At 43.2% G+C, this 13,159-nt stretch carries 15 protein-coding genes; all 15 read right to left on the bottom strand.

Features of this window, described 5'->3' with window-relative positions:
- Window positions 1–22: 22 nt before the first annotated feature.
- Entirely contained in the window at window positions 23–1,729 is a 1,707-nt protein-coding gene (locus tag A0765_RS07515; RefSeq protein WP_062005736.1) for a C69 family dipeptidase, read from the bottom strand.
- Between the two features lie 325 nt (window positions 1,730–2,054).
- The gene (gene tehB, locus A0765_RS07510) at window positions 2,055–2,918 is read right to left on the bottom strand and encodes an SAM-dependent methyltransferase TehB (protein WP_062005734.1); all 864 of its coding nucleotides are present in this window, start codon (window positions 2,916–2,918) and stop codon (window positions 2,055–2,057) included.
- Between the two features lie 313 nt (window positions 2,919–3,231).
- Window positions 3,232–4,215, bottom strand: coding sequence for a hypothetical protein (locus A0765_RS07505; RefSeq protein ID WP_235285270.1), 984 nt, complete (start codon window positions 4,213–4,215; stop codon window positions 3,232–3,234).
- 152 nt (window positions 4,216–4,367) lie between these two features.
- Window positions 4,368–4,835, bottom strand: coding sequence for an SsrA-binding protein SmpB (gene smpB, locus A0765_RS07500; RefSeq protein WP_002894882.1), 468 nt, complete (start codon window positions 4,833–4,835; stop codon window positions 4,368–4,370).
- The gene (gene rnr / locus A0765_RS07495) at window positions 4,798–7,146 is read right to left on the bottom strand and encodes a ribonuclease R (RefSeq protein WP_062005732.1); all 2,349 of its coding nucleotides are present in this window, start codon (window positions 7,144–7,146) and stop codon (window positions 4,798–4,800) included. The genes smpB and rnr overlap by 38 nt, the downstream gene beginning before the upstream one ends.
- Window positions 7,147–7,229: 83 nt before the next feature.
- Window positions 7,230–7,463, bottom strand: a complete 234-nt coding sequence (gene secG, locus A0765_RS07490; RefSeq protein ID WP_061422549.1) for a preprotein translocase subunit SecG — start codon at window positions 7,461–7,463, stop codon at window positions 7,230–7,232.
- A 41-nt stretch (window positions 7,464–7,504) separates the two neighbouring features.
- The gene (gene rpmG / locus A0765_RS10020; protein WP_005590723.1) at window positions 7,505–7,654 is read right to left on the bottom strand and encodes a 50S ribosomal protein L33; all 150 of its coding nucleotides are present in this window, start codon (window positions 7,652–7,654) and stop codon (window positions 7,505–7,507) included.
- Window positions 7,654–8,850 carry a multidrug efflux MFS transporter gene (locus A0765_RS07485; protein WP_371259520.1) on the bottom strand — a complete coding sequence of 399 codons (1,197 nt, stop codon included), beginning with the start codon at window positions 8,848–8,850 and terminating at the stop codon, window positions 7,654–7,656. The genes rpmG and A0765_RS07485 overlap by 1 nt, the downstream gene beginning before the upstream one ends.
- A 10-nt stretch (window positions 8,851–8,860) precedes the next feature.
- A complete protein-coding gene (gene coaE, locus A0765_RS07480) occupies window positions 8,861–9,457 on the bottom strand; it encodes a dephospho-CoA kinase (RefSeq protein ID WP_062005727.1) in 597 nt (198 codons plus the stop codon).
- Between the two features lie 5 nt (window positions 9,458–9,462).
- Complete coding sequence (gene mutM / locus A0765_RS07475) at window positions 9,463–10,287, bottom strand: DNA-formamidopyrimidine glycosylase (RefSeq protein WP_062005726.1); 825 nt, start codon at window positions 10,285–10,287, stop codon at window positions 9,463–9,465.
- A gap of 24 nt (window positions 10,288–10,311) precedes the next feature.
- Window positions 10,312–10,521, bottom strand: coding sequence for a helix-turn-helix domain-containing protein (locus tag A0765_RS07470; RefSeq protein WP_005590727.1), 210 nt, complete (start codon window positions 10,519–10,521; stop codon window positions 10,312–10,314).
- Window positions 10,521–11,012 carry a hypothetical protein gene (locus A0765_RS07465; protein WP_062005724.1) on the bottom strand — a complete coding sequence of 164 codons (492 nt, stop codon included), beginning with the start codon at window positions 11,010–11,012 and terminating at the stop codon, window positions 10,521–10,523. Before A0765_RS07465 ends, A0765_RS07470 begins: the two co-directional genes overlap by 1 nt.
- A 131-nt stretch (window positions 11,013–11,143) precedes the next feature.
- Window positions 11,144–12,043, bottom strand: coding sequence for a GTPase Era (gene era, locus A0765_RS07460; protein ID WP_062005722.1), 900 nt, complete (start codon window positions 12,041–12,043; stop codon window positions 11,144–11,146).
- Window positions 12,044–12,058: 15 nt separating this feature from the next.
- The gene (locus A0765_RS07455) at window positions 12,059–12,463 is read right to left on the bottom strand and encodes a diacylglycerol kinase family protein (protein ID WP_062005720.1); all 405 of its coding nucleotides are present in this window, start codon (window positions 12,461–12,463) and stop codon (window positions 12,059–12,061) included.
- The gene (gene ybeY / locus A0765_RS07450) at window positions 12,444–12,941 is read right to left on the bottom strand and encodes an rRNA maturation RNase YbeY (protein ID WP_062005718.1); all 498 of its coding nucleotides are present in this window, start codon (window positions 12,939–12,941) and stop codon (window positions 12,444–12,446) included. The genes A0765_RS07455 and ybeY overlap by 20 nt, the downstream gene beginning before the upstream one ends.
- Window positions 12,942–13,159: the final 218 nt, after the last annotated feature.

Here is a 13,159-nt window from a genome sequence, read left to right as displayed (position 1 = left end):
CTTCTAGCTTTTCTTTCAAAATTTATTCTTCCTCCTTCTTTTTATTAAATTGTTTGTATCCGAAGAATCCAGCAACTAGAACAACCAATACGCCGATGACAATCCAAGTAGTTTGACTTGAGCTATCTTTCTTCGTATCGCTAGCTTTATCCGCTGATTTTCCTTTTTCTGCTTCAGCTAGGAGATTCGCTTTGTTATAGCCTGTATAGACAAGATCTGCATCTTTACCTTTTTCCTTCTTAATCTTTTCTTCCATCTCTGCTTCGACTGCTTTGATTTCTTTAAAGATTTTTTCTGAGCGTTCCAAGGCTTCCTTCGTCACCTCTGGTCCAGCGGCTTTGGCTTGTTCATCTGTGTAGTTTGCATATTTGGCGTCGCGTTCGGTTTGTTCTTTATCCCATTCAGCTTCTTTTGCTTTCCATTTTTCTTGGATGCTGTTACCAAAAATTTCTGGATATTTCATAACCATTTGGTCAATATGCCAAACAGTCCAATACCAAGATTTTCCGTCATATTTAGTAGAACGGTTCTTGAAAGCTTCGTAAGTATCTTCTACATTACCGTATAATGGTACATATGGTGTGTTGCGACTTTGTGCCAGACCCAGCCACATAACACCGCCAAAGGCATTTGGTAGGTTTGGTTTGATTTGATAGACGTGGGCGTCGATTACGTTTTCGTTACCTAGCGCATATTTGTAGACATTGCCATCGATCTTCTTACCGACTTCAACTAAGTCATCCGCTTTATATTCTGGCAAGTGTTCAAAACGATTTCTTTGTTCAGCGATCACATCATGAACTGTGTATTTCTTATTTGGATCAGTTGGTTCGCGCAAGAGATCAAAAGCTTCATCGTCATAATTTACTTTTGCTTGTGGATCCATCCACTTGATACCTGCATAGGTCCGAGAACGGTTACGTTCCATATATTTATCTGGTCCATAAGACTTAGCAATCATAAAGTTGCCATCTTTGTCGGTCTTATAGTTGTCTGCTTTTTTAGCTACTTCTTCCACATCTTTAGAAGCAATGACATTTTCCTTATCGTTCAAGTCAACATGACCAAGATAGTAAGTGTTCGCAAAGACAGCATACTTATTTGTTGGGAATTTGATGGCTACATATTGGTGACCAGACAGGATTTCCATGTACCACAGCTCATTCTTATCTGCTGCAACGATGATATTTCCTTCTGCTGATCCTTTTTCGTCTAGAACTTTCGCAACTGTCTCAATAACTTCACGTGCTGTTTTTGCACGAGGCAAAGCCAGGTCAACTAATGATGCTTCTGGAAGACCATCTTTTACAAGTGGATCTTCTTTTAACACTTTATCATTTGGTGTTGCTGAAACGGTCGCTGTCATAGCTACACCAAGTTCATTAAAGCCATGCGCAGCGAAGTTTCCGTTACTTCCGTTGTCACGATCAGAGTCGTAGACAGCTGTGTATTTCATTTCATTCGCCAAATGAGGATAGGTAAAGCCATTTGACTCATCTTCTATCTTATCGCCATCTTTATAGGTCTTAGCTGGCACAACTACATAGTTTTGATTGTGCCGACCACCGTCAGGGGCGTATGGATAGTCCTCTGTCCGACCAAATAGAGTAGAGCCATCTGCTGTCAGGTCTTTACCGACAATAAAAGCAGAACAAGCCTGCGCAATATGAACAGGTAAGAGAGCAACTAACATCGCAAGGAACATTAGTTTGAACAGTATTTTCTTCATAGTCTATCTCCTTTTGACTATCTGCGGGGCTGGAATCAACTCTCAGTCTAAACAACATAAACCGTAATACCTTAACATTCCTACTTTAGTATACTCTCTTTCTAATCTTTTTGCAAGCGTTTACACAAAATTGTGTATATTTTTTATCTAATCTATATTTCCTCTACTTTTTTATCAATCCAGACCAGATAAACTAAAAAATAGCCCCATCTTATTTAGAGGAGAGGCTATTATTTTTTATCTTATCAGAAAATATCCTGCTATAAAATCTTTATAAGCAATTCACTATAGATTTTGGCAGAGCCGACTTGAGCTTTAAAGGAATTTATCTCACTTTTTTAGCCAGCATAGTCGCAAAGCGGAGCTGAATTCGATTACCGTTTTCATCACGGCGATGGAGGTGCCCAGGATTTTCATTGTACTTAACCAGCTCCCAGTCTTTATAATACTCAGCAAGCTCACCTTCCTTAAAAGTAAATGGAAAGGGAACAGAGCATGGGAAGTCTTCTGTATCCATGGCACAGACGATGAGATTGTAGCCGCCAAGCGCTGTATGCTCTTGCATATTGCGGATAATATCTGGAATCCGCTCCGCCTGCAGGAACATCAGAACAACGGTGGAAACGATCAAATCATAAGTCTGAGTCAGACTAGCTGAATTGATATCGTAATTACCCACTGGCAGATCTAAATCCTCCTGCTCCACAATACTACGTAAAATTTCCAGTGCCAGCTCATTCTGATCTACAGCTGTCACTTCAAAGCCCTGCTTGGCCAGAAAGAGAGCATTGCGACCTTGACCACAGCCGAGATCTAAGGCCCGTCCTGGTCGAACCGTCTGCATAGCTTCCAAAACCTCTGAGTGCACTGGATTGCTACCGTATTTCTTAGGGAAGTAATCCTCAGGCCGACAGTAAAACTCCAAATACCACTCCAAATCATCTGTCAAGGCTTCGACCCGATGCCAAGCTTGGGGCTGGGCAAAAGGATTGTCCTGACCAGCTTCAAAGATGTGCTCAGCCAGCTCCTCACCTTCCTCTGACATCTCGACAAACTTAAGACGTCCCTTGAGAACAGTAATTTTGCCCCAAGTTCCTTCCTTGGTATTGTGCTTTCTCTTGACTGCTTCTGGCATGGTCTCAGCAGTCCACACTGGCATACGTTTATAGGCTAGTAATTCTTCTGTCATAAAAAATCCTTTCTCTGAAAGCAAAACTTTAAAATTTCAACTGACTTTATCATACTCGAAAAGGGCAGACTTTACAAGTACCAGATCAATCAAGGTCTCGCTAGCAAAAAAGCAAGAAATGATTCAGTAGTCAATTCTTGCTCATATCATACATTAAGTTTTATTTTATAAATTATATCCCTGTATCTTATACGACAGCTTGTCCTGAAGATCTCTCATCTTGTATTAAAGTTCTTCATTTGTCTTGCCATGTTGCGGTTTTGCTCGCGGAGTTTGGTGAACTCGCGCTTTTATACTCTTTATTCTCTCAGGATCAATTCGTTTCATTTATATTCCTTTCTGATCGTTGTTTTTCAACCCAGGCTTGATATTCTGCATAAGTCGTAAGTGGGGTATCAGAAACCTGACCCTTACTATCTATACCATAAATCGTCAGTTTCTCTTCTCCCTTAGGCGCCATCCAGTACAAAACTTTGTCATACCATTCCTCTAGGGTCACGTATTCTACTTGAGGATAAAGACTCCAATCTCCTTCAGTTATTTTTTTCTCAATTTCAGGATATTCCTCAAAGAGATTGATGTTGGTATCAATAACCTTGCCCTCCTCTTTAAAAGGCAAAGAACTATTAATGAGCCGACCTACTACATACCCCTTATCTTCTGCATACTGATCCAGTGTCGTATAATCAAAGTAAGGACCCGCTTCATACATATCTGAACGCAGTTGATTCACTACTCCTACTTTTCCACTATCAATGTTTAAAATTAAGATTTTCCTATCACCTTGATTATCTTTGACTTCTATATTGATGGTGTTTTTAGGATTATCACGATAGGTAAAAATCTTGAAATCAATTGGAAAAAAATTACTATCATAGTCTGCGACTACTTTGTTTAGATCCACTTCTTTAACGACTAAGTCTTCTGTTCTATAGTCATAAAGACGAATCTTCCAATAATCTGATTTGGGCATGTTTTTTCTTTTGGTTAAATCAACTCCATATTTATTTGTCATCACTTTCCGCTCGGTTGTATAGAGATAAAATTCGCCCCCAAAATTCACATTAGAACCTCTTCTCAATAAGACGAATTTTCGTTGATTCCCGAAAAAATATACGTTTTCCTTTACAGAATGGTATTTCTCAATAGAATATTCGACTTTTTCAGAATATTCGACTTTTTCAGGTTCTTTAAATAATTGTTGTAACCCAACAGTACCTACTATAATAAAAGGGATAAGAATTAGGCTAGCAAACACAAATTGAAAAACACGCTTATTTTTTAATATCTTCCTCATCGTATCAGTTTCCTCCTGCACCAACTCCAGTTACGTATTTCTTGCTTCTTCATTTTATTCTCCTTTTCTCAATCATCCTCAAACCTTATCTCCATTATAGCATAAATCCAAAATCATAGTTGAATGTTAAAAAAGACCGGTCACCCAGTCTTTCATCTTGTATTAAAGTTCTTCATCTGTCTTGCAATGTCGCGGTTTTGCTCGCGGCGTTTGATGGATTCGCGCTTGTCATAGTCGTGCTTCCCTTTGGCTAAGCCCAGGAGCAGCTTGGCATAGCCGTCCTTGAGATAGACCTTGAGCGGCACCAGCGTCATGCCGGTTCCCTTGGTCTCCTGCTCCAGCTTTTGGATCTGCTTCTTATGCAGCAGCAGCTTTCTGCGGCGCTCAGGCTCTTGGTTCCAGATATTGCCCTCTTCATAAGGCGCAATATGGACATTGCTGAGCCAGGCCTCACCGTTCTTGATTTGGGCAAAGCCGTCTTTGAGATTGATGCGGGCGGCACGGACACTCTTGATTTCCGTCCCTGTCAGCACCATGCCAGCCTCGATGGTATCTACGATGGTGTAGTCGTGTCTGGCCTTCTTATTTTGCGCGACGACCTTTCCTTCTCCCTTTGCCATGCTTGGCTCCTTTCTTGACTAGTTCCTTGTAAAATGCCTTCTGGCTCTTGCCTTTCTTGGACTTCTTATCTTTCTTATCTCTGTTGCCTTTTTCTTTGGAAGAATGGCTGCGCTTGTCATCTTCGCGGCGTCTATTTCTCCCTGACCTGCCTCTGCCACTCTTTCCAGTCTTTTCTACCAGGTCAAATTCACTTGGCAGGTATTCAAAGTCAATCTCGCCTGTAGCCTTATCCGCTCGGACCAGCTTGATGCGAATCTGCTGACCGACCTTGAAGACCACGCCAGACTTTTCTCCTTGCAGGGTCATCGTCCGCTCATTGTAGCTGTAAAACTCTGGCAGGTTAGTGACATGAATCAAGCCTTCGACCGTATTGGGCAGTTCGACGAAGAGACCAAACTTAACCACGCTTGAAACCACGCCGTCAAACTCTTCTCCAACGAATTCTTCCATGTACTCAGCCTTCTTCATAGCTTCGACTTCACGCTCGGCTTCGATAGCCCGACGCTCTCGGCTGGAAGACTGACTGGCAATCTCTGGAATCACTTTCTCAAAATGCTCTGCTATTTCTTTAGACTTGCTATAATCCCGCACCATCCGATGAACCAGAAGGTCTGGATAGCGGCGAATCGGACTGGTGAAATGCGTATAAAACTCCGCTGCCAGACCATAATGGCCGTGATTGTGCTCAGAGTAGCGAGCCTGCTGCATGGAGCGCAGAAGCATCATAGATAGAATATCCTCATAAGGCTGATCTTTGACCGCCTCCATAATATCCTGCAGAGCCTGCTGACTCATAGAGTTAGCCGTCCCATATATCCGAATGCCAAAGCTAGAGGCGTAGTCGATAAACTTCTGCACCTTCTCCGCCTTAGGCTCCTCGTGGATCCTATAGATGAAGGGCAGATTCAGCTTAGCAAAATGCTCAGCTACTGTCTCATTCGCTACCAGCATAAAGGACTCAATCATGCGCTCAGCAATCCCACGCTGACGCAGGACAATATCCACCGGCCGGCCTTCCTTGTTGACGATAATTTTAGCTTCATTGGTGTCAAAGTTGAGCGCACCGCGTTTAAAACGCATGCTTTCTAGAATCTCATGCAGACGCACCATGCTGTCTATGCTAGGTACAATGTCCTTAAACTGCGCAGCCTTTTCCTCATCACCTGCGATGATGTCGTTGACATCACTGTAGGTCATGCGGAAGGTCGTCTTGATAACAGTCTGGGTGATGGCATGCTTGACCACGCACCCCTTGGCATCAATCTCCATGATAGCCGACTGGGTCAGACGGTCCACATTGGGATTGAGCGAGCAGATACCGTTGGACAGGCGCTCTGGCAGCATAGGCACCACGCGGTCAGTCACATAGACTGAGGTTGCCCGATTGAGGGCTTCCTTGTCCAGCTCAGAGCCTTCTTTGACATAGTAGGATACATCTGCGATGTGGACGCCCAGCTCAAAGTTGCCATTTTTCAGGCGCTTGATATGAACCGCATCGTCCAAGTCCTTGGCATCTGCTCCATCGATGGTGAAGGTAATCTCTTCACGCAGGTCCAAACGTCCTTCCAAATCACTCTCCGTCGGTGCGTCTGGAACTCGCTCAGCTTCTTCCAAGACCTTTTCTGGAAATTCGGAGACAATATCCATCGACTCCAGCACTTCCAGTACATCTATACCTGGATCGTTGACATGACCGACTACATCAATCAGACTAGCCACAAAGAAATCGTGTTTCTTGGTTGGATATTTGTCAATAGCGACCTTAAGCACCTCTGTGCCATCCAAAACCATGGCTGGTTTTTTGACATAAATAGGCTGGCGGATTTTCTGATTTTTCGAGCGGATATAGCCCGCATACTTGGGCTTTTCCTCATCTAACACCAGCTGGCCAACCGCTGACGTCAGGCTGTGCTCCAAAATATCGATAATCTTAGCTTCGGCTGACGTTCCCTTGATACGATCTGCCACCTTAGTAATGACCACTTCCACCGTATCGCCATCAATGGCATGATTGACATCATTACGGCTGACAAAAAGATCATCCTCTTCTTCATTCAGGGTGACAAAGCCAAAGCCATTTTTGTGGGCATGAAAAATACCCTTGAGCGTCAGACGCTCCTGTTTTTTCTTCTCGTAAAGCTCAATCCGCCCCTCATCATCAAAGCGAATCTGATGCTTTCTTTCCATTTGGGAGATCATCTTGACCAAGGCACTAAAGTCCTTGGAAGACTCTTTCCCCAAAGCAGCTGACAGCTCATTCACACTGGCCTGCTGCTTTTCTTTTAAATATTCTATAATTTCTGCTTTCATACTTTCTTTCTATACTATGAGGGACTCTTGTTATTGCCCCTTTTAAACTTTAAAAAAAGGCCAAGACAAAGTCAGAGCCCATTTTATTTACTAGATAATACTGCCAATATCAAGGCAATCAGTAACCAGACGAAGATCAATAATCCGGTCAAACGCTGCATCACAGCTTCAAATCCACGTGCTTTAGACCGCTCAAAAAGGTCGTTGGCACTCGAATCAAACACGTTACTAGATTGGTTTTTAGTTGGTTGCATGAAAATAGCAATGACAATAAAACCTGATAAAATGACTAAAATCGTTAATAATAGGCTATACATAAATAAAACTCCTTAAAATCCTTTCTATTTTATCATAAAATCTATTTAGATTCAAGATGTAAGGTTACTTTTCTTTCCTTGGGGCAGTACTTCAATACCTCAATCTTATCAGGATGAGTCTTACTATTCTTACTAGTCAGATAATTCTGACTGCCGCAACTGGAGCATTTCAAATGAATTTTAACGCGCACTAGATTTCCTTCTTTTTCAATAAATTTCCAAAACAAAAAAGGTTGATAAGGAGACTCAGTCCCACTAAGCCTGCTGTAGCATAAAAGACTGAATGATAGCCTGCTGTCGCTGCAATAGCCGATCCTGACATGGGGCCAATGACACCACCCAGATAAAAGAAAATCTGGTTGTAGCTAAAGATTCGAGAAATCCCAAACTTAGGCGTGATTTTACTTAATAGAGCATTGACCCCCGGAACCAAGGCTCCCGTTCCTAAACCAAACAAGAAACGGTAAAAACCGAGTTGGAGCGAAGAGCCTGCATGAGCACAAAGCAGGTAAATGATAATGGAATAAAACTGAGCTAAAACCAGCAAACGATGATTGCCCATCCGATCCCCCATACGACCTAAAATACTCGAGCTCAGCATACTGGACAGTCCCATACTTGAAACAATCAGGCCAGATACAAAAATCAGATTGTCCGTTTGACCCAACTCCCGAATGTAAAGGGAAAGAATTGGGCCAATAGACTGGGCTGCAAACTGGATCACAAAGCTAGTCAGAAAAAGAGTAGGTAAGAGCCTGGGATATCTAATCTGACGAATGAGATCCCCAAAGCCAATCTCCTCTTCCTTGGTAACTGGTCTAAAATCTTCTCTGATGAAAGCAGCCGTCATCAGGGTCGCAATCAGAAAGAAAAAGCCAATCAGTAGAAAGACATTGCGGATGCCAAAGACTTCAGCAATCACTCCACCAATCAAGGGCCCCATAAGATTACCCGCAACAACACCTGTTGCCAAAGTTCCCAGCGCATAACCAGTCTTTTCCTTAGGAGCCTGACTGGCAATCAAGGCTGTGCTGTTTGGCACATAGCCCGCAAAAACACCGTTGAGAAAGCGTAAGACCAAGAGCCAAAAAATATTAGGCACAAAGGCAATGCCGCCCATGGTAAAGACCATAGCCGTAGCAGCCCGAATCATCATAGGTTTACGGCCATAGCGATCAGCCAAACTACCCCAGACAGGAGAGAGAAAGGCCGCTGATACAGCCGAAAGGGCAATACCCAGACCTGCATAATACTCCACCTCATGACCGCTAGCACCCAGCTGCTCCACAAACAGCGGCATGAAAGGAGTGACCAGGGAAATACTGGCACCTGTCAGGAAGTTGCCAAACCAAGCGATTTTCAGATTATGTTTCCAATTTACTTGTATCGTGATAGAATCATCTTCTTTCTAATTTCTGCAAAGCATCGCAAATCTGCTGTCGTGTTCCCTCAAGCAAGCTATTATTATCAATCAGCATGTCCGCCCTCTTTCGTTTTTCTTTTAAAGATAGCTGTGCCGCTATGCGTTTTTCTGCTTCTTCCTGACTGAGATCGTTTCGAGCCATAAGACGACTGAGCTGAGTTTCCTCCGTCACATCCACCAGCCAGATTTGGTCAAACCAGTTATCATATTCTAACTCAAACAACAAGGGAAGATCCATGAAAAAGACAGCTTCTGTCTCTGCTAGTAGGTCACGCCTGTGAGCCAACTCCTCTCGGATTATTTCGTTCTGAAGCTGGCTAGACTGCGCCAAGAGGTCTGGATTCCCAAAAATCATGGCTCCCAGCTTGGGGCGGTCCAAGCGACCATCTTCCTGTAAGATAGCTGAGCCAAAAGTAGATAAAAGAGCTTGATAAAGTCGTCCCCCCGGCTCCTGTAGCTCATGCACCACTTGATCCGCATCAATGACTTTGTAGCCCTGCTGCCGCAAAAACTCTGTCACTGTTGACTTACCCGAAGCAATGCCACCCGTAATCCCGATAATTTTTGCCATGACAATCACCTCGCTTTTTGACAATGAGGGCAGAGATGAGTACCGCGTCCACCTAGCTTGATTTTCTCAATCGGACTGCCACATCTAGCACAAGGCTGACCAGTCTTTCCATAGACCTGCAGAAAATCCTGCATCGTGCCATCTTCGCCCAAAGCATTGCGATAGGTCCGAATGGTCGAGCCTCTCTTTTCAATCCCAAGCTGCAAAACTTCTATAATCTGCTCACGCAGCCGCTTGACTTCAGCTGGTTTCAGACTAGCTGCTGGCCTTGCCGGATGAATCCGCGCCCGCCAAAGGGCCTCGTCTACATAGATATTCCCTAACCCAACGACTAAGGTCTGCTCCAGCAAATAGGGTTTGATGGGCTTCTTGGAACGACTCAAAGCTGCAGTAAAAGGCAGCAAAAGAAAGTCCGTTTCTGTCGGCTCAGGACCCAGCTTTCTGGCAGTAAAATAAGCCTCCAGTTGGTCCTTTCTCAGCAATTCCATGGTCCCAAACTTGCGGACATCCTCATAAACAAGCGTCCCACCATCCGTCATCTCAAAAAAGATATGAGCATGCTTGCGCTCAGGCACCGCATCAGGATAAAAAAGATACTTACCTTCCATTCGCAGATGGGAAACCAGCACTCCATCCGTCAGGTAAAAGAGCAAATACTTGCCCCGACGGCCAATCTTTTCAATGGTCTGACCTGGCAAGTCATGGACAAAGCTATCCACTCCTGTACCAATCATCTTAGCATAACGGACCCGCACCTGCCCAATCGTCTTGCCAACAACCAGACGTTCCAGACCACGCCGAACCGTTTCCACTTCAGGTAATTCAGGCATAAAGCTCCTTTCTTATTCTATTTATTAGTCAGAAATATACTCTAAAATATCAGCAGGCTGACAATCCAGCGTTTCACAGATAGCCAGCAAGGTTGCAAAGCGAATACCTTTAGCTTTACCTGTTTTTAAAATGGACAAATTTGCTTGTGTAATACCAATAATGGTCGCCAATTCTTTCGAGGTCAGGCCTTTTTCTTCCAACACTTTATCTAAATTAACCTTAATTTTTCCCATTACACAAAACCATCTACATCTTCTTGAATTGTCTTCCCGTTTTTTATGACAAGATGCAAGACCCCTAGGACAATTACCAAAGCCAGACTATTCATATAGGGAAGAAATATATTATCTACAAGCTCTAGCCAAGTCTGTATAGATCTTTGTCCGATAAAAATATCCCATATGACACTTCCAATAGGTAAACAAGTGACTAAAATTAACATGTATTTGCTAAGCCTATAACTTTCATCCGTAAAAAGTTGATGGTTTATCATGCTGTGTAAAAATCGTCGAATCAGTCCAAAAAGCAAAATAGGAAGCAACCCCAACCAGATCATCTCATAAGATAACCTCAATAATTCTCCAAGTGGAGTAGCAGTTAATTGCCAGTTATAAATCATCAAGATAATGCCTACAAAACCTCTAGCTAAAAACCAGAAGGCACAAAATACTTGTACCAAGAAGGTAATTGTGGATATCACTTGCTTCAAAATTTGCATTTTCATAGCTTGCCTCCTTATTGTTTTACGATAATTTATTCTTATAATTATTATAAAACAATAATTCAATTCGGTCAAGAAATATTGTAAAACGATAATTCTAAAACTAAGAAAATTGGTTTAAAACCAATTCTCTTTTAATATTCCTTCTCATTATAGCCAAAGTCTGCCAAATCCAGCTTCTTGTCCCGCCAGTTTTTCTTGACCTTGACCCAGGTTTCAAGGAAGACCTTGTCTCCAAGCATGAGCTCAATATCTCGTCGAGCCATAGAACCGATTTTCTTGAGCATGGAGCCACCTTTACCGATGATAATGCCTTTTTGGCTGTCTCGCTCGACCATGATCGTCGCTCGGATATGGACCTTGTCCGTCTCCTCGTCTCGCTTCATGCTGTCAACAACCACCGCGACTGAATGGGGAATTTCTTCACGAGTCAGGTGTAGAACCTTCTCGCGAATCATTTCTGAAACCAAGAAGCGCTCTGGATGGTCGGTAATCTGATCTTCTGGGAAATATTGGAAACCTTCCTCTAGATTTTCACTAAGGATGTCAATTAAACGGGAAACATTGTTGCCCTGCAGAGCCGAAATCGGAACGATTTCTTTGAAGTCCATCTGCTGACGGAAATCATCAATTTGCGCCAAGAGCTGATCCGGATGGATTTTATCAATCTTATTGACCACCAAGATCACTGGCACCTTAGCCGCTTTCAGGCGTTCGATAATCATGTCATCGCCCTTGCCACGCGGCTCATCTGCCGGTACCATGAAGAGAACCGTGTCCACCTCACGCAGCGTACTGTAAGCTGCTTCCACCATGAAATCGCCTAAAGCCGTCTTAGGCTTGTGGATTCCCGGCGTGTCGATAAAGACAATCTGCTCCTTATCCGTCGTATAAATGCCCATGATCTTATTGCGGGTCGTCTGAGCCTTGTCACTCATGATGGCAATCTTTTGCCCCATGACATGATTCAAAAAAGTTGATTTGCCGACATTTGGTCGGCCTAAAATGGCTACAAAGCCTGATTTAAAAGTCATTGTTCTATTCCTTCTCTAAAAAATAATATCCCACAGTTTTGGCAGAAAAATAATCAAACCTGTGATAACTGCAAAACCAGAAACCACCAAAACTGCACCAGCTGCCATATCCTTGGCATTCTTAGCCCGCATAGAAAAGTGATAATCACTAGCCAGATCCACAACATTTTCAACAGCTGAATTCATGATTTCAAAAGCGATCACCAAAAAAATACTTAGCAGCAATAAGAGCCACTCCGTCGCTGAAATCCGAAAAATCAGACCTGCAATAATGGCAGCTAAAGCTGAAAGAACATGGCTCCGCATATTCTTTTCTTCCTTAAAAGCGGTGAAAATCCCCGTCAGAGCGAACTCCAAACTCGATATGACATCTCGATTTTTCCACTTGCGCTTGTTATTGTTATTGTCTTGTAAGTCCATAAGCTGTCAAAATTTCTTCCTGTAAGCCAAACATTTCTGCTTCTTCTTCCGGCGTATAATGATCATAGCCATTGATATGCAGAAAACCATGCACCGCCAAAAAGCCCATCTCCCGCTCAAAGCTGTGGCCGTATTCTTCTGCCTGCTCCCGCGCCTTGTCCACAGAAATGAAGAGCTCGCCGATATAAGCGTCAAAGTCCTCCAGCATCTCAGCCAGCTCAGGATTTTCTGCCAAATCTTCCTCATCAAAGGCAATATCCAGCTCTGGCTTGTATTCCAAACTGATGACATCCGTCGGCCGATCTGTGTCTCGGTATTCCAAGTTGAGCTCATGGCTGCGCTCATTGTCCACAAAAGTCACAGCCATTTCCTTATTTTCTTTGCCCGTTTTCTGAGCCGCAAACTCTAAGATTTCCTGAGTTTGCTTGATGATTTCTTGAGAAACCTGACCGGTTTCATCCACCATTTCGATATACATATTTTACCTGCCTTGCTAATATTACTTTTATTATATCATATTTGGGCGCCTATGAGGACTCAAGCACACATTTTGAACTAGGAGAAATCCTGATTTAAAACCAAAAAGAGAGTGGGACAGAAATCGGTAATTCGTTAGAATTCGATTTCGTTGTCCCACCTCCGCACAGTTGAGTAGGGCTGTAAAAGCTGATGAAATCAGCCTAGTAGAGCCCACTC

It is taken from the genome of Streptococcus cristatus (assembly GCF_001588905.1).
Classification (GTDB): Bacteria; Bacillota; Bacilli; order Lactobacillales; family Streptococcaceae; genus Streptococcus; species Streptococcus cristatus_N.
The sequence above is the reverse complement of the archived record's forward strand: the minus strand, read 5'-3'. Positions and strand labels throughout refer to the sequence as shown.

Bases quoted from the DNA above. Each gene is read 5' to 3' on its own strand.
- A0765_RS07465 (WP_062005724.1), bottom strand. From the start codon at position 11,012: ATGAAAATGCAAATTTTGAAGCAAGTGATATCCACAATTACCTTCTTG.
- A0765_RS07515 (WP_062005736.1), bottom strand. From the start codon at position 1,729: ATGAAGAAAATACTGTTCAAACTAATGTTCCTTGCGATGTTAGTTGCT.
- tehB (WP_062005734.1), bottom strand. From the start codon at position 2,918: ATGACAGAAGAATTACTAGCCTATAAACGTATGCCAGTGTGGACTGCT.
- A0765_RS07470 (WP_005590727.1), bottom strand. From the start codon at position 10,521: ATGGGAAAAATTAAGGTTAATTTAGATAAAGTGTTGGAAGAAAAAGGC.
- secG (WP_061422549.1), bottom strand. From the start codon at position 7,463: ATGTATAGCCTATTATTAACGATTTTAGTCATTTTATCAGGTTTTATT.
- ybeY (WP_062005718.1), bottom strand. From the start codon at position 12,941: ATGTATATCGAAATGGTGGATGAAACCGGTCAGGTTTCTCAAGAAATC.
- rnr (WP_062005732.1), bottom strand. From the start codon at position 7,146: ATGAAAGCAGAAATTATAGAATATTTAAAAGAAAAGCAGCAGGCCAGT.
- A0765_RS07505 (WP_235285270.1), bottom strand. From the start codon at position 4,215: ATGAGGAAGATATTAAAAAATAAGCGTGTTTTTCAATTTGTGTTTGCT.
- smpB (WP_002894882.1), bottom strand. From the start codon at position 4,835: ATGGCAAAGGGAGAAGGAAAGGTCGTCGCGCAAAATAAGAAGGCCAGA.
- era (WP_062005722.1), bottom strand. From the start codon at position 12,043: ATGACTTTTAAATCAGGCTTTGTAGCCATTTTAGGCCGACCAAATGTC.
- mutM (WP_062005726.1), bottom strand. From the start codon at position 10,287: ATGCCTGAATTACCTGAAGTGGAAACGGTTCGGCGTGGTCTGGAACGT.
- coaE (WP_062005727.1), bottom strand. From the start codon at position 9,457: ATGGCAAAAATTATCGGGATTACGGGTGGCATTGCTTCGGGTAAGTCA.
- A0765_RS07455 (WP_062005720.1), bottom strand. From the start codon at position 12,463: ATGGACTTACAAGACAATAACAATAACAAGCGCAAGTGGAAAAATCGA.